The sequence below is a fragment of the Butyrivibrio sp. VCB2006 genome (assembly GCF_000420945.1).
In the GTDB taxonomy this organism is placed as follows: Bacteria; Bacillota; Clostridia; order Lachnospirales; family Lachnospiraceae; genus Butyrivibrio.
The window spans coordinates 22,644-41,729 of sequence record NZ_ATVX01000004.1 but is presented as its reverse complement, the minus strand read 5'-3'; the positions used below and the strand labels follow the sequence as shown (position 1 = coordinate 41,729).

Genomic DNA, 19,086 nt, shown 5'->3' with positions numbered 1-19,086 from the left:
TTGGAGGACAGTATGGAAATTAAAGAAAAAAAGGCAGTATTCAGGTGGGCTGCCATCATTAGCTATGTAATCGGTTTTATTTATATCAAATACATGGCATGGGGAGCCGGTGTTTGTGACGTTCCATTTCTTCAGAACAGATACGGAATCAGAATGCTTGGATTTGCCGTTATATTCCTTATTTGTACAGAAATATTTGCTAACAAGGTTGGCGTGACCTATCAGAGTATTGCTGAGAAAAAGAATTCCATGTATGAACCTATTATCTTTGTGGGATGCATTATCTTACAGTCAATTGGACTTGCTTTATGGAATTTCCATGATGATTGGGAGTTTTACCAGATCTTTTTGTGGCACTTTACCATTATCTATTATGTTCTTGCAAGGACCGGATCCCTTGCAGCCGGACGAAGCGGAATACTTTTCATTGTAGACTGTTTCCAGGGCTTTATAGCAATCCCTATTACAAATATATTCCTCAGAATCATAGCTATATTCAAAAGAGAAGAGAAACCTGAGGATGCTTACGATGTAGCTCCAAAGAAAAAAAATTTTGCCAAGACAGTATTTACAATTGTAATATCTGTTTTTATAGCATTCTGTGTATGTTTATATGCTTTTGTGCAGCTCTCCGAAGCATCCGAAACCTTCAGGAAAGTGGGAGAGAAGTTCCTGGAAGCCCTTGATGAGTTCTTTACACAGAAGTTCTGGGATTACACAGTAGAGAACATTATTTATATTATTGCTTCAATTCCTGTCAGCTGGTTTTTATTTAGCCTTGTTGGCGGTGCGCTCAACAAGAGTATGCCTTTCATAACAGAAGAGAGTTTTGAAAAAGAGACCAAGGGATGCCATCAGCTTCCTGCATATTCAGCATATATCGTAATTGGAAGCGTATGCTTTCTCTACACATTATTCCTTGGCACATCAATTTATGATTTCATCAATCACAAGGGCTTATTTGCAGCTACAGCTCATGAAGCATCAGTTAGAGCCGTGGGAAGTTTTTGGAGCCTTATAAGAGTGGTACTTTTAAACTTTGCGATTTTAGCCGGATCATGTTTCCTTTCCAAGAAAGCTCTTTGGGAAGAAAAGGCTACCAGAATCCTTGCAACAGTGCTCTTTGTGTTTGCACTTGGCTTTGCAATTCTTGCAGCATGTAACCTTATGGGAGTATACATCGCAATCTTTGGAATCACACCAAAGAGAATCCTGTCTTCATGGGTAGTAATGAATGTTATCGTATGGTGCTTCCTTATGATCATTCGTTTCTATAAAAAAATACCTGCCGCTCAGATAGGTATTATCCTTGCGGCAGTATCATTTTCAATTGTAGTATGTTTCAGATTTTGACGGATTTTTAGTAAAAAGAATTATCTGATAAGGGTTCCGTATAGATGACCATCAAATTCTTTGAAGTATGTTTCTTCGATCTTGCGCATAAAAATGGTGATATCATCATCCCCAAAGTATAGCTCAAATCGAAGACTTCCAACGCATTCATCAATCAGGTGAATGCGGACATACAACACGTTTCCTCTAAGCCAGATGGCACCTGCTGTATAGTGGGTGCCATTTTGGACTTCATAGGGCAGTTCGCCCTTGATATCATAGCACTTTGTAATAACCTTTTTAAGCTCACCTTCAAGCATGCTTTGAAATCCAAAAGTTATATCGTAGACCGGTGAAGCTTCTTTGTTTTCACCTGCATAAAAGCGAATGAAAGATTTATCTTCTGTAATCTCAAGCTGAACTTTGGAAAATCCCTGACGATTTTTGGAAAGGGTATAATTTAAAATTATAGGTTTGGAATTAGCATCCGCTAAAGCCTTAATGAATTTGGGAGTTTGGCTGGCTCCTCCAGGGGCTTGAGAAGTCTCTTTTTCCGGAATCCTTGGAAGAGAGATATTCAGGCCATTGGCGGTTTCACAAAGCGCCTCGTAATCTGATTTTTCTTTTACCCGATGGCTGGAATTTGCGGAAGCGAAATCTGCAGACTCTGTATCAGATATTCCCGGTAAAAGAATTCTGTAAATCCCATCATATATAACCTGATTTCCACCGGCGATTCCCTGAGTATCTGCAGTGGTCATGATAAGAAGCTCTTTGTCCGGAATGCTGATTGCCAGCTGCCCGCCCATACCATACATTACAAAGCCTCCCATTTCGTTTTGCCAGATCTGCATTCCGTATCCGGCAGATTCGCTTGGAAGAGGGCCGGTCATTATGTTATCGGACAGGTTAGAAGTAGCAAGCTCGATAAATTCAGGATTCAAAAGAGTTCTGACTATGCCATCACTGCAGGTGACAGTACCTTTTTTATCAAGGACATACAGAACCTTAAGGATATCCATAGGAGTTGCCATAAGTCCGCTTCCACCCATGGAAATGCCAAAGGGATCCTTTACCATGTAGGAGTTTTCGCTGAAATCCAGATGATGCAGTAATTTGTCTTTCAGATAATCAAGCATTGGCATCCCTGTGAGTTTTTCTACAAGGGAGCACAGAACGTGGGCTGCAGAGGTGTCATAGTGGAACACTGTGCCCGGTTTGTGGGTTGGAGCTACGTTAAAAAAGCTTTCGACCCAGTCGGACTTCATGTCGACCTTATAGGTGGTTGAAGCGTGACAGGTCCTCATCATCAGCATATTCCTGATGGTGGTGGCCTTTATCCAGGGATGTGTGGCTTCATTTGTGTATTCCGGGAAATAATCAGTTATGGAATCGTCCAAAGAGAGTCTCCCTTCGTCAGCTAAAAGAGATATGGCAAAGGCGGTAAAACTCTTACTGATTGAAAACATCCTGTGAAGAGTATCTTTTTGGTATGGGGCGTAGTATTTTTCAAAGATAAGCTTATCCTTTCGCATAATGAGAATTGAATGCATTGGGATATCTTTTTCGTCCAGATATAATAATAAATCCCTTATGGAACCGGAGGAGACTCCGACTTCCTCGGGCAGAGAAGTGCTAAATGAAAACATAGTCAATGTGCCTCCTTATAGATTCATCTTAACCAATGAGAATGGCGGATGCAATAAAAGTTGTTTTTGAACGTGTCCCTATGCTATAATTTCACTTGGAATATCACTTTTGGAGAGGGAGTTATGTCATCAATAATACAGAATAACCAGGTTTTTAACAACGAAGTTCCTTTTTGCAGGGTTTACAGCATCGAGAGCAAGAAGCAGTTAGAAGAGAGATTCCTTGCACATAGAATTTCGTATTTCATAGAATGGCAGGACAAGTCAATTCTTCAGCGCCTCTTTGACAGAAAGGGCAGCAAGATTGTATGCACCTTCAGAATCAATAAGAGCGAAATCCTTAGAGCCAGAGAGCTTGCCCAGGGCATCGAGGGAATCAAGTTCAAGGATAACGGCGATATCAAGTTTAATGATCGTATCCGTAGGAGAAGCGAGGCTGTTAAGTCTGATGACGAGAGCGATGGACTTGAGATGCCTGAACTGAAATTTGAGAATAGTACTGAGGACTATGAAGAGGAAAACGAATAATGAGTAGGGGACATGCGCCCCTACTTTTGTTTTGATTATTTGTTTGAATAAAAGAGGATAGATATGTCATATCATCAGAATGTAAAAAAGTTTGAGAAAATCAATGAGAAGATGAATAAAGGCAAGGTACCAAAGAGTGCCGGAGTCGAGAAAAAGGAGAAGAAGGAAAAAGCTTCTTTTACTGATGGGCTTAAGGAAAGCACAAAAAAAAGGGTAGCAAATGATGAAACCAAGAAAAAATCATCAGTAAGCTATTCTGATAATGGAAAGAAAACAGTTAGAAAAGGATTAGTAGACAAGAAGACTAATTCTAAGACTGGCCAGGACAGTGAGAATGGCAATACCAAGAAGAGCCGCTGCCCATATTTCAAGAAGTGTGGCGCATGTCAGATGATCGATACACCTTATGACAAGCAGCTCCGTCAGAAACATGCCCATGTGGCTGAGCTTTTGGAGCCATATACAAGGGTAGCTGCTTTTGTGGGAATGGAAGAGCCTGAGCATTACAGATGCAAGGTTCATGCGGTATTTACCCATGATAAAAAGGGTAATCCTTTGTCCGGAATATACAGAGAGGGAACTCATGACGTGGTGCCTATCGACAGCTGCCTTTTAGAGGACCAGAAAGCAGATGCTATTATTGGCACAATCCGCGGAATGCTCAAATCCTTTAAGATTAAAACTTATGACGAGGACAATGGTTATGGCCTGCTTCGCCATGTTCTTATCAGAATAGGCAAGAATACAGGGGAAATCATGGTAGTACTTGTAACAGTGTCGCCTATTTTCCCTTCCAAGAATAACTTTGTGAAGGCTCTTTTAAAGGAGCATCCTGAGATTACAACTATTGTTCTTAATGTTAACGACAAGCAGACCAGCATGATCCTGGGAGACAAAGAAAAGCCTATGTATGGCCCGGGATTTATCTATGATATCTGCTGTGGTATGAAGTTCAAGATAAGTCCTAAGTCTTTCTATCAGGTTAATCCTATACAGCAGGAAGTTTTGTACAATACTGCTATTGAGATGGCAGATCTTAAGGGAGATGAGGTTGCTCTTGACTGCTATTCAGGTGTTGGAACAATTGGAATCATCGCAAGCCCTCATGTTAAAGAGGTTATTTCTGTTGAGCTTAATTCGGATGCCGTAAGCGATGCCAAGCTTAACGCCAAGATTAACGATGTTAACAACATCACTTTCTATGAAAATGATGCTACGAGATTTATGCAGCAGATGGCTGATTCGGGGGATAAGGTGGATCTGGTATTTATGGATCCTCCAAGAGCAGGCTCAACACCTGAGTTCATCACTTCCATGATCAACCTGGCGCCCAAGAAGGTCGTATATATTTCCTGCAGCCCTGATTCTCTTGCAAGGGACCTGGAACTTATCACCAAGGGCGGATACAAGGTTAAAAAGGCTGTGCCGGTGGACATGTTCCCATTTACAAGGTCTATAGAGACCTGTGTACTGCTGACCAAATAATGCGTTACAGCCTGGGGAGGCTGTGTTATTCTAAGAATAAATAATTAGGAGGATTCAAACGTATGAAAAAGAGTGTTTTTGGGACTGGACAAATCGTTATTACAGCAGCGCTGCTTGCTATCTGCATAGTGAGCCAGTTTTTTAAGAACCTGAGCGTGTTTATTACAGGACCGATCATAAATGCCTGCCTGATCATAGCAGTTCTAGCTGTTGGACTTGCTAGCGGCCTGGTTCTGAGCATTATAACACCTGTTACGGCTTATATTATTGCCGCGTCTCCGGTTATGATGGCTGTGCCATTAATTATTCCGCTTATCATGGCAGGTAATGCAGTGCTTGTAGTTGCAACCTATTACCTTCTGAGAAAAGACCTTATAAATGGCAAAGGACTTCGTGATATCAAGAGTTATGTTAAGGCTGTGATCTGTGCACTACTTAAGGGATTGTTCATGGGACTTACTATAGCACTTTGGCTTCTGCCTACATTTATTCCGGCTGATAGCCCTCTTATGAACAAACTTCCTGTATTTCAGACTACGTTTTCAACGACACAGTTCATTACAGCCTGCATCGGATTTGTGTATGCTTTTATCATCTGGGCTGCCCTTAGCAGATTCCTTAAAAATGAGCATTAAAGCCAACTGACTGGATATTTATTGAATATGGATTATTATGAATCATCTGCTACATTGACAAAAAAGTAGCAGATGATTTTTTCAATTTTAGCAAGAATCTTTACATGATTTTAGGTTTTTCTAAAGCTTAATTCTCTATAGAATAGTCCAAAAGGGAGGATTATTCTATGTCTGTACACGTTATTGATGAAGCAAACCGTTGTTTGCAGTGCCCAAATCCCAGATGCAGGGAGAATGGGTGTCCTATTCACACCAACATTCCGGAAATGATACGTCTATTTAAAGAGAATAAGATGATGGAAGCAGCTCAGATGCTGTTTGAAAACAATCCGCTGTCTATGGTATGTTCTCTTGTATGCAATCATGAGAATCAGTGTGAAGGAAATTGTGTTCGCGGGATAAAAGGGGATCCCGTCCACATTTCGTCTATAGAAAACTACATATCGGATTCATGTTTTGAAAGACTTGAGCTCAAAAAAGCTCCTTCAAACGGGATGAAGGCAGCGGTGATCGGAGCAGGGCCTGCAGGCATAACGATTGCTATCATACTGGCTCTTAAGGGCTATTCAATCACTGTTTTTGAAACTCACGATAAGATTGGCGGTATTCTTCGCTACGGTATTCCTGAATTCAGGCTTCCAAAGTCAATTCTCGACAGATACTATGTCAAGATGAGAGAGCTGGGAATAAAGTTCAGACCAAACTTTTCCATAGGTGGATCCACAACTATACAGGATCTTTTAAACGACGGATACAAGAGTGTTTTCATTGGAACCGGAGCCTGGAGACCCAGGAAACTTGGCATTCCCGGAGAGACTTTTGGAAATGTTTTTTACGCCATCAATTATCTGAATAATCCTGATGTATACGAACTTGGGGACAAGGTTGCCATAATAGGCGCCGGAAATGCAGCAATGGATGTGGCAAGAACGGCTATACGCCACGGATCACGTGATGTCACAGTCTATGTTAGAGGAGAATCCGTATCTGCTTCCAAGACAGAATTTGAATACGCCAAGGTTGACGGCGTTAAATTCGAATACAATATGTCCATTGTGAGAATTGAGGATGATGGCCCTGTATTTAAAACGGAAGATGGGGAGAAGCTTATTCCGGCAGATAGCATCATGATTGCCATTTCTCAGGTTCCCCAGGACAGAATTGTCAGCAAGGAAAAAGACCTTAAGCTCAATGAAAAGGGAAATCTTGCCACCAATGAATTGGGCGAAACTACTATTCCGGGGGTATTTGCATCTGGTGATGTTGTTACAGGTGCCAAAACTGTAGTTGCTGCTGTTGCGGTATCTAAACAAATTGCTGAAGATATGCATAATTTTATGCAGACAAATAGGTGATATTTAAGGTATAATATTGGTGCTGTCGGCCCACGATTGCTTGCCGGCGGCATCAATATTTTTTTGTATTGGAAATGTAGGGGATGAAGCAAAATTATAAGCTTGTTATCAGCTATGATGGAACAAGATATCATGGCTGGGAGAAAAAGTCCGGCGTTGATACCATTCAGGGAAAGCTTGAAAGTGTCCTTAACAGAATGGTTAATGCTGAGGGGAATGAAGAAGTAAATCTAATAGGCGCGGGCAGAACTGATGCCGGTGTTCATGCCAGAGCCATGACTGCCAGTGTCGTTCTTGATACGCAGCTTTCTGAGGCGCAAATCCAATCATATTTGAATTCATATCTTCCTGAGGATATAAGCGTGGGCGAGGTCAAGGCCTGCTCGGAGAGATTTCATGCCAGATACAATGCTATAGGCAAGACTTACAGGTATACCTGTTGGTATGGCTCAAGTAAGCCGGTATTTGACAGGAAATATGTTACGGTATTGGATAAAGAACCTGATGTTGCCAAGATGAGGAGAGCAGCTCAGTACCTTGTGGGTGAGCACGATTTTAAGAGCTTTTGCGGCAATAACAAGATGAAGAAATCAACAGTCAGATGCGTTGATACTATCAATATCGAGGAAAGTGGCAATTACATCCGTTTCTATTTCCACGGTAACGGATTTTTGCAGAACATGGTACGAATCCTGACAGGAACTCTTTTGGAGGTGGGATATGGAAATATAACGCCTGAAGGGGTAAAAGATATTCTGGAAGCCTGTGACAGGAGCAAAGCAGGGCCTACGGCGAGACCTGAGGGACTCTGCATGATGAAGGTGGATTACTAGGGTACTAGTAACTATATATTTTTATTATTTATGGGGTGTGTATGAACAAGAAACTTATCAAAAATCTATTTATGACTGCAGCAGGAGTGCTTGCGATAGCATTTGTTTTTTTAACAAATCCTGTTAGCGTTATGGCCGCCGGAACCGGTGCTGTAGCCATCAATTCCGTAACTATCGGAGGTAGTAATGTAAACATTGTTGCGTCTGCATCAGACCTTCCTGCCAGCGATGACGGAATCTATTATCTTTATGCTGAGAAGGTTTATCAGAATGGCCCTTCCGGTAATGCTGTAGCGACAGCAGCTGTTGGTCCTAATGCTGTCTTTTCAGTACCACTTGGTATGAATACAACAGAATGCCGTCTTTACGACAAGTTCCAGATTTGTGTTCTTCAGGGAGGCTCTATGGTGCCTGTTACCAATCCAAGGTACATTACAAATCCTGAAGTTCTCGGTACAGCAGTAGCAGCCAAGAATAATGGCAAAAAGGGAATTATCCTTGACGGTGCCAAGATTGGAAACGGCAACAATGAAGTTGTTGAACTTGGCGTTCAGCAGGCTGCTTACAATATTAACCTGGAGGACGTAATCGGCGGTAATGGTGCGGTTCAGTATTCTTACAACGGAAAAGTATACGGCTTTGACTCAGTAAAGCTTTCACAGTACGATCACTGCGTAAGAACAACATCAAATCAGGGTATTGGCCTTACAATGGTTCTTTTGAACCCATACGCCAAGGGAGAGGAATTTATGATCTCTCCTTCTTCAAGAGGTGGCATAGGAAGAAGTAACTACTATATGATGAATACTTCAGAGCAGAAGGGCCTTGAGTATCTTGAGGCGGTTGTTTCTTTCCTGGCAAACAGATATAACGGTCGTAATGGTTTTGGACAGGTAGATAACTGGGTTGTTGCCAATGAGGTTAATGCCAAGAACGTATGGAATTACTCTTCAGTTTCCGATGAGCTTACCTATGCGCAGCTCTATGTGGATTCTCTGAGAGTGTGTTATAACGCAATCAAGAGTAAGAACTCAAATGCCACAGTTTGCATCAGCCTTGATCAGAACTGGACACATGTACATAATCCTGGATCTTATTATTCAGCAAGAAGTATGATAGAAGCTATAAATGCTGTGGCTAAAGCTCAGGGTAATTTTGACTGGGCCGTTGCTGAGCATCCTTACAACTATCCTATGACCTGGACAAGCTTCTGGACTCCAAAGAATGAGACAGCTGCAGCTATGATCCAGCACAATATTAATACTCCATATCTGTCAATGCAGAATATTGAGCAGCTGACAGATTATCTTTCACTTCCTGAAATGCGCAATACTAAGGGAAATGTCAGACCTGTTCTTTTAACTGAGATAGGTTATTCCTCAACTCAAGGCGAGGAGGCTCAGGCATATGCCATGGTTTATGCGTATCAGAGGGCTATGACTAACAGCCATATCAAGATGATCATATTCAACAGACAGACTGATTACCCTCTTGAGGTCAGACAGGGGCTTTCCGTAGGCCTGACAGACCAGAATGGCAGAAGAAAACTGGCTTTCGAGGTCTTCAAGCAGATGAATGGAGCTAATGGTGGGACCTATGTACAACAGGCAGCTGCGTACATGGGAATAGCCAACTGGAATGCTGAAATGAATGCCCGCTAACCCAGTACTGGTGCGGGTTTAATACAATTTTTAGAAAGCTAAAAAAAGGATTAAATAACCACTGATACCATCGATTAATTAACCCAAAACTAGGATAATAAAATTATCAAAAATCTAGTTGGAGGGCGCCTTATATGAGGAAAAAATCTACTTCTGTCATGGTATCTTTAGCAATGTCTTTAATCCTCATTTTACTGAACTGCATATTGGATTGTGGTCAGCTTACTGTCTATGCAGCAGCTCCTTCCGCAGATAATATCAAGGTTAACAATGAGTATGTTATTCCTGATGGCTATGACTGGTGTACTTTTTATGTTGTTGTTGCTACTAATAATACCGGCAAGGATATTACGATAAACGCCGAGTTTACTGCAGTTGACAAGAATGGAAATGTGGTTGCCAAATCTCAGGATTATTCAGATGCAGTCAAGAAGGATCAGCAGTTTATCCTGTATGGACAGTTCAAAAATGTAGATATACAGGGCGTTTCAAACTTTAGGTATTCATTCAATGTCGGCGAGACAGACAACTGTACTTACAATTCTGTGGATATAGATGCAGTGAATAACGGCGAGTGCCTTCAGGTATCCGCAACTAATTATTCCGAACATGATATTCAGGGTGTTGGAGTCAGAACAGTTTTTCTTAAAAATGGCAAGGCTGTTGGATTTGACACGGTAAATATTGCAGATGTAGGATATACCTTCCATGGTGGAAGCACCAATTCGCAGGTGGTTGGCCATAACACAGCCAAGTATGATACTTATATATTGACCTATACTTCAGCAGGTAATGACCCGTTAATGGATTTTTAAATATCAGTAGTTTTTTAGAGCGCAGGAATTAGACCTGCGCTCTTTCCTTTTGGGCATAAACTATGCTATACTATTCACTGGTTACATATTTTGAAATGAAAGAGATTTATTGTAATGACGTCTGACAAGGAGACCAGTAAAAAGGGGAAAGTTTATAGTAAGCGAATTCAGTGTTTGAGAAGGCTGATTGTTGCGACAGTTGCTGCTTCTTGTCTTATTCCAACATGTATCTGTATTATCCTTGCAATTAAATATGACAGACTTAAGGGCGATCTTGACCAGAGCAGGGCAGACCTCTCCTGGTACCGGGAACGGTATGGAACAGAGATGGAGATTTTTGCTCAGGAAGCAGAGGCGCAGGCTGATGCATCTGTGGAGGATGCAGCCGGTGAAGCCGGGTCTGTGGAAGAGCCTGTCAACATGGATGTGGATTATGCCAATGTTGATGTCAGCGGTGCGCAGAATCCCGAGGACATCGAGGGAACAAGGTACGTGTATCTTACATTTGATGATGGACCGAGTTCTTCTACCGCAGAGATTTTGGATATCCTTGCAGAGTATGATGTGAAGGCTACTTTCTTTGTATGTGGTAAGCCTGATGCCAGATATACAGATCTGTACAAGAGGATTGTTGACGAGGGACATACTTTAGGTATGCATTCCTACAGTCACAAGTACAACGTGATATATGACTCAACGGTTTCTTTCAAGGCTGATCTTGATAAACTTAGAGTGTTCCTTTATGAGACCACCGGAGTCTGGGCCAAGTACTATAGATTCCCGGGAGGCAGTTCCAACAATGTCAGCACAGTTGATATGAAGGAGCTTGTTGACTGCCTTAATGATAGCGATATTACATTTTTTGATTGGAATGTTTCTGCCGGTGATGACAGAGCCGGTTCCAACAAGACCACAATATACAACAACATTGTGGAGAATATTCCAAGGTTCAAGCACTGCGTAGTACTGATGCATGATGCAGCAGACAAGAAGGCTACAGTTGAGGCTCTGCCGGAGATAATAGAGGCTATCCAGGCAATGGATGACACAGTGATATATCCGATAACAGACGATACGTTACCGGTTCAACATATCAAATAATAAGATTTATAGTGAATGGAGGATATCAAGATGGGATTTTTTTCTGAGCTGAAGAATGACCTTTCACAGGCTGTCAACACTCTCATGCCTGATGACAAGGCAGACGAGACAGCTGCTCTTGATAGTGACAAGAATGGGGAAGGTTTCACTCGCGGGGACAAATCTGAAAAGGTAGATATCGACAGCATGCTCAACAAGCTTGACGATATCAAACTTGAGGAAATTGGCGGGGAAACAAACGAGGCCGAGGAGCCGGAAAAAGTTGAGGAGCCACAGGAGGTTGCTGAAGAGGTAGTGGAAGAGGAAGCTCCTAAGAGCGCACTTGACGTAATGGCTGAACTCAAGCAGAGCGCAGCGGCTGAGGCTGCAGCTGAGGTTGAACTTGAGGAACTTGAAGAAAAGATTGAGGAGCAGACCGAGGCTGAAACAGAGGTTTCACAGCCACAGTCAGGCTTTGAGGCAATTAGCGCCGCAGTAGAAGAAACCTACGTTGCGCAGGAGCCTGTAGAGAGATATGTTGCAGAGGAATCTGCATCTACAATCAATAATTCAAATAATGGGGGATATGAAACTATGGATTTTGAACAGCAGACACCAACAGATGAGACAGCTAGCATTACAGAAGGTATGGTCATCACAGGTGACCTTCAGACAACAGGATCACTTGATCTTATCGGTAAGGTAACAGGTAACATCAAGTGCCTTGGTAAGCTCAATGTAACAGGCGAGATTTCAGGCGATTCAGATGCAGCAGAGATTTATGCTGAGTCAGCAAGAATTACCGGAGAAGTTAGAAGTAAGGGCAGCGTTAAGGTTGGCCAGAGCACAGTTATCGTAGGTAACATTTTTGGTTCAAGCGCAGTTATCGCCGGTGCTGTAAAGGGTGACATCGATGTTCACGGACCTGTAGTTCTTGATACAACAGCAATTGTAATGGGTAACATTAAGTCCCAGTCAGTTCAGATCAACAATGGTGCGGTTATCGAAGGTATGTGCTCACAGGCATATGCTGATGTTAATCCATCAGAGTTCTTTGAGACACTCAAAAATAGATAATAAATAGTCGGAGAAAGTTATGAGAATTTTATTAAAACTCAGTGGTGAGGCCCTTGCGGGCGACAAGAAGACTGGCTTTGATGAGGAGACAGTCAGAAAGGTTGCGCTGCAGGTTAAACAGCTTGTTGATAACGGAACACAGGTTGGTATAGTTATCGGAGGCGGCAATTTCTGGAGAGGTCGTACAAGCGAGAATATCGATCGTACCAAGGCTGACCAGATTGGAATGCTTGCTACAATCATGAACTGTATTTACGTTTCTGAGATTTTCAGAAGCGAGGGCATGATGACCAATATACTTACACCTTTTGAATGTGGTTCCTTTACAAAGCTCTTTTCCAAGGACAGGGCTAACAAGTATTTTGCCAAGAATATGGTAGTGTTCTTTGCAGGCGGTACAGGACATCCATATTTCTCAACAGATACAGGTGTTGTACTGAGAGCTATCGAAGTTGAGGCAGATTACATTCTTTTAGCTAAGGCTATTGATGGGGTATATGATAGTGACCCTGCCAAGAATCCTGATGCAAAGAGATATGATACTGTTTCAATAAATGAGGTTATTGCCAATAATCTTCAGGTTGTGGACATGACAGCTTCTATTCTTGCCAGAGACAACAAGGTTCCTATGAGAGTCTTTGCTCTTCAGGAAGAGAACAGCATAGTAAATGCTGCATCCGGCAAGTTTAATGGAACAACAGTTACAACTGATTAATACTACTAGAGTTTAATAGGAGGAATCCGGTATGAATGAGAAAGTAAAAGTTTATAACGATAAAATGCAGAAATCATATGATTTCCTTAGAGAGGACCTTGCTTCTATCCGCGCAGGAAGAGCTAACCCTCACGTACTTGATAAGATTAAGGTTGATTATTATGGAACACCTACACCACTTCAGCAGGTAGGTAACGTTTCAGTTCCTGAAGCAAGAATTATCCAGATTGCTCCTTGGGACAAGACCCTTATCAAGGACATTGAGAAGGCGATCATGATGTCTGATCTTGGTATTACACCAAGTAATGACGGCACTGTAATAAGACTTGTATTCCCAGAGCTTACTGAGGAACGTCGTAAACAGCTCACCAAGGACATCCGCAAGAAGGGTGAGGATGCCAAGGTTGCAGTTAGAAACGTACGTCGTGATGGTAACGAAGCTTTCAAGAAGCTTAAGGGAACAGACGTATCTGAGGATGAGATCAATGATCTTAATGATGAGCTTCAGAAGATCACAGATAAGTTCATCAAGGACATTGATGCAGCTGTAGAAGAAAAGAACAAAGAAGTAATGACAGTATAAAAAACTATGACAGTCATGAAATATCTTTCGCTATGATTGATATTTCATGACTAGGTTTTTATAAGAAAAGATTTAAATTAGGTGAGTATATGGAAAACAATTCAAATATTCCTCAGCATGTAGCGATTATACTTGATGGTAACGGCAGATGGGCCAAGGCCAAGGGAATGCCCAGAAACTATGGACATATGCAGGGAGCCAAGGCTGTAGAGGATATTCTCGTAGATGCAAGAGATATAGGAATCAAATATCTTACAGTCTATGCTTTTTCAACTGAGAACTGGTCCAGACCTGAGGCAGAAGTTTCTGCACTTATGACTATTCTTCGTAATTACCTTAAGACCAGTATCAAGAAGTCCATGAAGAACAATGTTCGTTGCCGCGTTATCGGCGATAAGAGTGCTCTTTCTGCTGATATTCAGGATGCGATAAGAGAACTTGAGGAAGCAACTGCCGGCAATACAGGACTTACGTTTACAATAGCTATTAACTACGGCAGTAGAGATGAGATAACCAGAGCAGTCCGCAAGGTAGCAGAAAAGGTTCAGGCAGGAGAGATAGCTGCTGCGGATATTACACAGGATATGATAGCTGAGAATCTGGATACCAATTACCTTCCGGATCCTGATCTTCTTATCAGAACCTGCAATGAACAGCGTATTTCCAACTATCTTCTGTGGCAGTGCGCATACTCTGAATTCTATTTTACAGAGGTAGCATGGCCTGATTTCGACAAGGAGCAGCTCCTTAAGGCAGTAGAAGCTTATGGCAACAGAACCCGTAAGTTCGGGGGACTCAAAACTGAGTAATAAGGCTGGTATATAATTTGAAGACTAGAGTAATTAGCGGAATAATAATAGGTGTAGTGCTGGCTGTAGTTCTTTTGTCAGGCGGATACGTACTGGCGGCTACACTTCTGGCGGTTTCTTTTGTCAGCTTTTTTGAGCTTACAAGGGCAACCGGAGTTCACCTTCAGGGGCAGAAATGCAACGGACTTGAACTGTGCGGATACATATCTATAATTGTTCACTATGTGCAGATGATCCTGGTGAGAGACTATAGATATTACATCTTTTCTATTATGTTTGCGTTTTTCCTCATAATGGTGTGCTATGTGGTAAACTTCCCTAAGTTTACTGCAACAATGGCAATTACAACGTTCTTTTGCTTTGTGTATGCTCCTGTGAATATGTCTTTTGTCTATCTTCTGAGGATAAGACCGTTCGGACAGTACCTTGCATGGATTCCATTTATTGCCTGGGTATGTGACACCTGTGCATATTTCTCGGGACGAGCCTTTGGCAAACACAAACTGGCTCCCAAGCTATCCCCCAAGAAGACCATCGAGGGGGCAATCGGCGGAGTTGTGGGCTCTGTGATTGTAGGAATCATAATGGGTTACATAATCTATAACAGAGAAGCTCTTGATGTGAGTGTTATCATTGCATTTGCGGTTATCACATTCGCAGGAAGCATAATTGCTCAGCTTGGAGACCTTCTTGCATCCGGTATAAAAAGAGATCACGATATCAAGGACTACGGTAAGCTTATTCCCGGTCATGGCGGAATAATGGATCGCTTTGACAGTGTAATTTTTGTAATCCCTTGTATATATTTCTTGGCGGCAGTACTTGGGCCAATGATTAAATAAAGAAATTATTTTTCCCTCTAATCTTAGGATTAGAGGGATTTTTTCGCCCTTTGGATTCTTTCTGCGACTAGGAAAAAGATGGCTATAGTGATATAGTATACTTTGTCCGATTATAGATTTTTTGATGATAATATTAGGCTTTTGATATAAAGATTTTGTGGTAAAAAAGGAGATATTATGCATAGAAATATAGTGCTTTTGGGTTCTACAGGTTCTATAGGAACTCAGACTTTGGATGTTGTCAGAAACAATCCTGACGAGCTTACAGTAGTGGGACTTGCAGCTAATAGGAGAGTAGCGGAGGTTGAGGCTCAGGTTCGTGAGTTTAAGCCTAAGTATGTCTGCATGTACGATGAGACAGCTGCAACAGACCTTCAGACCAGAATCGCAGACCTTGGAATCAAGGTAATGTCAGGAATGGAAGGCCTTCTTGAGATCGTTTCCGTGCCGGAAGCAGATACGGTTCTTACAGCTGTTGTCGGTATGATCGGTATCCAGCCTACAATCAGAGCAATTGAGAGCGGCAAAGATATCGCTCTTGCCAATAAAGAGACACTGGTTTGCGCAGGCCACATCATTATGCCTCTTGCTGCCAGCAAGAAGGTTCAGATTCTTCCTGTAGACAGTGAGCACAGTGCTATTTTCCAGTCTCTTAACGGAGAACCAAGGGACAAGGTTGAGAAGATTCTTTTAACAGCCAGCGGCGGCCCATTCAGAGGCAAGAAGAGAGAAGAGCTTGCTAATATGACTGCGGCTGATGCTCTCAAGCACCCTAACTGGGATATGGGACCTAAGGTCACAATTGATTCTTCTTCTCTTGTTAATAAGGGACTTGAAGTTATGGAAGCAAGATGGCTCTTTGACGTGAGCCTTGATAATATCCAGGTTGTGGTACATCCTCAGAGTATTGTTCACAGTGCGGTTCAGTACGTGGACGGAGCCGTTATTGCGCAGCTTGGTGTGCCTGATATGAAGCTTCCTATTCAGTACGCGCTCTTTTACCCTGACAGAAGACCTATGGCGGAAAAGAGACTTGATCTGTTTGAGCTTCATAGCCTTACCTTTGAAAAGCCTGATACAGATACCTTTAGAGGCCTTAAGCTCGCTTTTGATGCAGCCTACGCCGGCGGAAGCATGCCGACTGTATTTAATGCGGCCAATGAGATGGCGGTTAAGGCTTTCCTCAAGGGCGACATCAAGTACCTTGAGATCTATGACATGATAGAAAGAGCTATGAATCACCATAAGAGAATTGATAATCCTGACGTTGCTGCAATCCTTGCGGCAGAGCAGGAAACATACGATTACCTTAGAAACTGATCATCATATTAAAACACATTAAGTAACTGACAATTAGGAGAAACATGATAGTAAGCATACTTATATTCTTTATAATATTCGGAGTTCTGGTAGCCTCCCATGAGTTCGGCCATTTCATTGTGGCTAAGTCCGGAGGCATCAGAGTTAACGAGTTCTTTATCGGAATGGGCCCAACAATCTGGAAAAAGCAGAAGGGCGAGACCCTCTATAGCATTAAGCTTCTTCCAATCGGCGGTGCCTGCGTATTTGACGGCATGGATCCTATTGCAGAGGAGAAGGGAAACTACGATGAGCGTTCGTTTTTGAATGCTCCTGTTTGGCGCAGAATAGCAACTCTTTTTGCGGGACCATTTGCTAACTTTATTATTGCTTATATTCTGGCTGTTATTCTGGTAAGCTTTTCAACCTGGGATTTTCCTGTTATCAGCAACATGACTGAGGATTCAGCAGCTGTAGAGGCCGGCATGCAGGTTGGGGATAAGTTTATCAGTGTTGACGGCGAGAAAGTGTACATGGCCGGAGAAGTTACTCTTATTTCGCAGTTTGCAGAGGGAAGTCCTATGGAGATTGTGTATGAGAGAGACGGTCAGAGATACACAACAACTCTTCAGCCCAAGTACAGCGAAGAAGCAGGCAGATACTACATGGGCATTTACCTTGGAGAGTATGGCGAAGTAAGAGGCCCTGCGGCTCTTAAGTATGCCTGGTATGAGGTTAGATACTATTTCAAGGCAACTTATAGAAGCCTTGCGCTTTTGTTCAAAGGACGTCTGTCCAAGGACGATGTTTCTGGTCCTGTGGGCATGGTCAAGATGGTGGACGATACCTATGAAGAGGTTAAGCCTTACGGAGTTTCTGCTGTGGTGCTGACTATGCTGTCTCTGACAGTTCTTTTGTCGGTTAACCTGGGAGTTATGAATCTTTTACCGATTCCGGCTCTTGACGGCGGCAGACTTGTGTTCCAGTTCATTGAAGTTATATTCGGTAAACCTGTTCCTCCGGAAAAAGAGGGATTTGTGCACATGATCGGAATGGTGGCACTTCTGGGACTAATGGTATTTGTGCTGTTTAACGACATTACGAAATTCACAAGGTAGTTCTATCAAGTGGCATACGATATGCATGTTTACATGCAATATCGATATGACATTTGATAGATAGGAAATAATGAGAAAAAAAGATACGCGAAGAATGAGCGGATCGATTTTCGAATTATTTCTAGGATTGTGAGAACGAAGTGGAACAATCCGTAACTACCTTGTAACTGTAGTGATAAGTAATATGAGAGATATTTTTGGAGGCAATTATGGCATACAGAGATAATACAAAGGTTATTCATATAGGTGACAGAGTCATTGGTGGTGGTAATCCAATCCTCATCCAGTCCATGACTAACACAAGGACTGAGGACGTTAAGGCAACTGTAGAGCAGATCCACAGGCTCGAGGAAGCAGGCTGCGAGATCATCAGATGTACAGTTCCTACTGAGGAAGCTGCCAAGGCGGTAAAAGAGATTAAGAAACAGATCAGTATTCCACTTGTAGCTGATATTCATTTTGACTATAAGATGGCTATTGCTGCTATGGAAAATGGCGCTGACAAGATCAGAATTAATCCCGGAAACATCGGAGCCAAGGACAGAATTGCAGCTGTTGTATCCTGTGCCAAGGAGAGGAATATCCCTATCAGAGTTGGCGTTAACAGCGGTTCTTTGGAAAAAGACCTTGTTGAAAAGTACGGCGGAGTAACTGCAGAGGGCCTTGTAGAGAGCGCTCTTGATAAGATTGGTATTATTGAGGATCTTGGGTACGACAACATGGTTGTCAGCATCAAGTCTTCAAATGTTATGCTCTGCGCTAGGGCCCATGAGCTTCTTGCCAAGAAGTGCCAGTATCCTCTTCATGTAGGAATTACTGAGGCAGGAACACTTTATGGCGGAAATATCAAGTCATCTGTTGGACTTGGAATTATTCTAAGCCAGGGAATCGGTGACACTATCAGAGTATCTCTTTCAGGAGATCCTGTAGAAGAGATCAAGACCGCTAAGTTTATCTTGAGAACCCTGGAGCTTAGAAAGGGCGGAATAGAAGTTGTTTCCTGTCCTACCTGTGGCAGAACCAAGATTGATCTTATCGGCCTTGCTAACCAGGTTGAGACCATGGTTCAGAAGTATCCTCTTGATATTAAGGTTGCAGTTATGGGCTGTGCAGTAAATGGCCCAGGTGAAGCCAAGGAAGCAGATATAGGAATCGCAGGGGGCGATGGCGAAGGTCTTCTTATCAAGAAGGGTGAGATTGTCAGGAAAATGCCTGAGAGCGAGCTTTTAGGTGCGCTGAAAGCAGAACTGGACAATTGGAAGTGAAAAAG

General features: G+C 42.4%; 18 protein-coding genes. 17 read left to right on the top strand and 1 reads right to left on the bottom strand.

The annotated features are described in order from the left end of the window. Positions 1-12: 12 nt before the first annotated feature. Positions 13-1,353, top strand: coding sequence for a DUF4153 domain-containing protein (locus G613_RS0104475; protein WP_029231516.1), 1,341 nt, complete (start codon positions 13-15; stop codon positions 1,351-1,353). A gap of 20 nt (positions 1,354-1,373) precedes the next feature. On the opposite strand, the gene G613_RS0104470 is transcribed toward G613_RS0104475, so the two are convergent. Then, positions 1,374-2,981 carry a serine hydrolase domain-containing protein gene (locus tag G613_RS0104470; protein WP_029231515.1) on the bottom strand — a complete coding sequence of 536 codons (1,608 nt, stop codon included), beginning with the start codon at positions 2,979-2,981 and terminating at the stop codon, positions 1,374-1,376. 123 nt (positions 2,982-3,104) lie between these two features. On the opposite strand from G613_RS0104470, the gene G613_RS0104465 reads away from it, so the two are divergent. From G613_RS0104465 to ispG, 16 genes are all read left to right on the top strand, one after another. Beyond that, entirely contained in the window at positions 3,105-3,509 is a 405-nt protein-coding gene (locus G613_RS0104465; RefSeq protein ID WP_029231514.1) for a hypothetical protein, read from the top strand. Positions 3,510-3,572: 63 nt separating this feature from the next. Next, on the top strand, positions 3,573-4,994 hold the full coding sequence (gene rlmD, locus G613_RS0104460; protein WP_029231513.1) for a 23S rRNA (uracil(1939)-C(5))-methyltransferase RlmD: 1,422 nt from the start codon (positions 3,573-3,575) through the stop codon (positions 4,992-4,994). A gap of 62 nt (positions 4,995-5,056) precedes the next feature. Then, entirely contained in the window at positions 5,057-5,629 is a 573-nt protein-coding gene (locus G613_RS0104455; RefSeq protein ID WP_029231512.1) for an ECF transporter S component, read from the top strand. Between the two features lie 167 nt (positions 5,630-5,796). Beyond that, entirely contained in the window at positions 5,797-6,984 is a 1,188-nt protein-coding gene (locus G613_RS0104450; protein WP_029231511.1) for an NAD(P)-dependent oxidoreductase, read from the top strand. Positions 6,985-7,067: 83 nt separating this feature from the next. Continuing rightward, complete coding sequence (gene truA / locus G613_RS0104445) at positions 7,068-7,817, top strand: tRNA pseudouridine(38-40) synthase TruA (protein ID WP_029231510.1); 750 nt, start codon at positions 7,068-7,070, stop codon at positions 7,815-7,817. 41 nt (positions 7,818-7,858) lie between these two features. After that, a complete protein-coding gene (locus tag G613_RS0104440; protein ID WP_029231509.1) occupies positions 7,859-9,478 on the top strand; it encodes a DUF5722 domain-containing protein in 1,620 nt (539 codons plus the stop codon). Between the two features lie 134 nt (positions 9,479-9,612). Further along, entirely contained in the window at positions 9,613-10,293 is a 681-nt protein-coding gene (locus G613_RS0104435; protein WP_029231508.1) for a hypothetical protein, read from the top strand. A gap of 114 nt (positions 10,294-10,407) precedes the next feature. After that, on the top strand, positions 10,408-11,394 hold the full coding sequence (locus tag G613_RS0104430) for a polysaccharide deacetylase family protein (protein WP_029231507.1): 987 nt from the start codon (positions 10,408-10,410) through the stop codon (positions 11,392-11,394). 30 nt (positions 11,395-11,424) lie between these two features. Then, on the top strand, positions 11,425-12,450 hold the full coding sequence (locus tag G613_RS0104425; RefSeq protein WP_029231506.1) for a polymer-forming cytoskeletal protein: 1,026 nt from the start codon (positions 11,425-11,427) through the stop codon (positions 12,448-12,450). A gap of 19 nt (positions 12,451-12,469) precedes the next feature. Then, a complete protein-coding gene (gene pyrH / locus G613_RS0104420; RefSeq protein WP_029674534.1) occupies positions 12,470-13,165 on the top strand; it encodes a UMP kinase in 696 nt (231 codons plus the stop codon). A gap of 31 nt (positions 13,166-13,196) precedes the next feature. Continuing rightward, positions 13,197-13,748 (top strand): ribosome recycling factor, encoded by a 552-nt coding sequence (gene frr / locus G613_RS0104415; protein ID WP_029231505.1) that lies wholly within the window; start codon positions 13,197-13,199, stop codon positions 13,746-13,748. Between the two features lie 89 nt (positions 13,749-13,837). Then, positions 13,838-14,557: an isoprenyl transferase gene (locus G613_RS0104410; protein ID WP_029231504.1), complete on the top strand. Its 720-nt coding sequence runs from the start codon at positions 13,838-13,840 to the stop codon at positions 14,555-14,557. A gap of 17 nt (positions 14,558-14,574) precedes the next feature. Continuing rightward, positions 14,575-15,399 (top strand): phosphatidate cytidylyltransferase, encoded by an 825-nt coding sequence (locus tag G613_RS0104405; RefSeq protein WP_029231503.1) that lies wholly within the window; start codon positions 14,575-14,577, stop codon positions 15,397-15,399. A 177-nt stretch (positions 15,400-15,576) separates the two neighbouring features. Then, positions 15,577-16,719, top strand: coding sequence for a 1-deoxy-D-xylulose-5-phosphate reductoisomerase (locus G613_RS0104400; RefSeq protein WP_029231502.1), 1,143 nt, complete (start codon positions 15,577-15,579; stop codon positions 16,717-16,719). A gap of 44 nt (positions 16,720-16,763) precedes the next feature. Further along, positions 16,764-17,816: an RIP metalloprotease RseP gene (rseP, locus tag G613_RS0104395; RefSeq protein WP_029231501.1), complete on the top strand. Its 1,053-nt coding sequence runs from the start codon at positions 16,764-16,766 to the stop codon at positions 17,814-17,816. Positions 17,817-18,025: 209 nt separating this feature from the next. Next, positions 18,026-19,081, top strand: a complete 1,056-nt coding sequence (gene ispG, locus G613_RS0104390) for a flavodoxin-dependent (E)-4-hydroxy-3-methylbut-2-enyl-diphosphate synthase (RefSeq protein WP_029231500.1) — start codon at positions 18,026-18,028, stop codon at positions 19,079-19,081. Positions 19,082-19,086: the final 5 nt, after the last annotated feature.

Excerpts from the sequence above, each read along its gene's own strand:
- rlmD (WP_029231513.1), top strand. The coding sequence starts at position 3,573 with ATGTCATATCATCAGAATGTAAAAAAGTTTGAGAAAATCAATGAGAAG.
- G613_RS0104450 (WP_029231511.1), top strand. The coding sequence starts at position 5,797 with ATGTCTGTACACGTTATTGATGAAGCAAACCGTTGTTTGCAGTGCCCA.
- pyrH (WP_029674534.1), top strand. The coding sequence starts at position 12,470 with ATGAGAATTTTATTAAAACTCAGTGGTGAGGCCCTTGCGGGCGACAAG.
- G613_RS0104465 (WP_029231514.1), top strand. The coding sequence starts at position 3,105 with ATGTCATCAATAATACAGAATAACCAGGTTTTTAACAACGAAGTTCCT.
- rseP (WP_029231501.1), top strand. The coding sequence starts at position 16,764 with ATGATAGTAAGCATACTTATATTCTTTATAATATTCGGAGTTCTGGTA.
- G613_RS0104440 (WP_029231509.1), top strand. The coding sequence starts at position 7,859 with ATGAACAAGAAACTTATCAAAAATCTATTTATGACTGCAGCAGGAGTG.
- truA (WP_029231510.1), top strand. The coding sequence starts at position 7,068 with ATGAAGCAAAATTATAAGCTTGTTATCAGCTATGATGGAACAAGATAT.
- ispG (WP_029231500.1), top strand. The coding sequence starts at position 18,026 with ATGGCATACAGAGATAATACAAAGGTTATTCATATAGGTGACAGAGTC.
- G613_RS0104470 (WP_029231515.1), bottom strand. The coding sequence starts at position 2,981 with ATGTTTTCATTTAGCACTTCTCTGCCCGAGGAAGTCGGAGTCTCCTCC.
- G613_RS0104455 (WP_029231512.1), top strand. The coding sequence starts at position 5,057 with ATGAAAAAGAGTGTTTTTGGGACTGGACAAATCGTTATTACAGCAGCG.
- G613_RS0104475 (WP_029231516.1), top strand. The coding sequence starts at position 13 with ATGGAAATTAAAGAAAAAAAGGCAGTATTCAGGTGGGCTGCCATCATT.
- G613_RS0104410 (WP_029231504.1), top strand. The coding sequence starts at position 13,838 with ATGGAAAACAATTCAAATATTCCTCAGCATGTAGCGATTATACTTGAT.
- G613_RS0104425 (WP_029231506.1), top strand. The coding sequence starts at position 11,425 with ATGGGATTTTTTTCTGAGCTGAAGAATGACCTTTCACAGGCTGTCAAC.
- G613_RS0104435 (WP_029231508.1), top strand. The coding sequence starts at position 9,613 with ATGAGGAAAAAATCTACTTCTGTCATGGTATCTTTAGCAATGTCTTTA.
- G613_RS0104400 (WP_029231502.1), top strand. The coding sequence starts at position 15,577 with ATGCATAGAAATATAGTGCTTTTGGGTTCTACAGGTTCTATAGGAACT.
- G613_RS0104430 (WP_029231507.1), top strand. The coding sequence starts at position 10,408 with ATGACGTCTGACAAGGAGACCAGTAAAAAGGGGAAAGTTTATAGTAAG.
- frr (WP_029231505.1), top strand. The coding sequence starts at position 13,197 with ATGAATGAGAAAGTAAAAGTTTATAACGATAAAATGCAGAAATCATAT.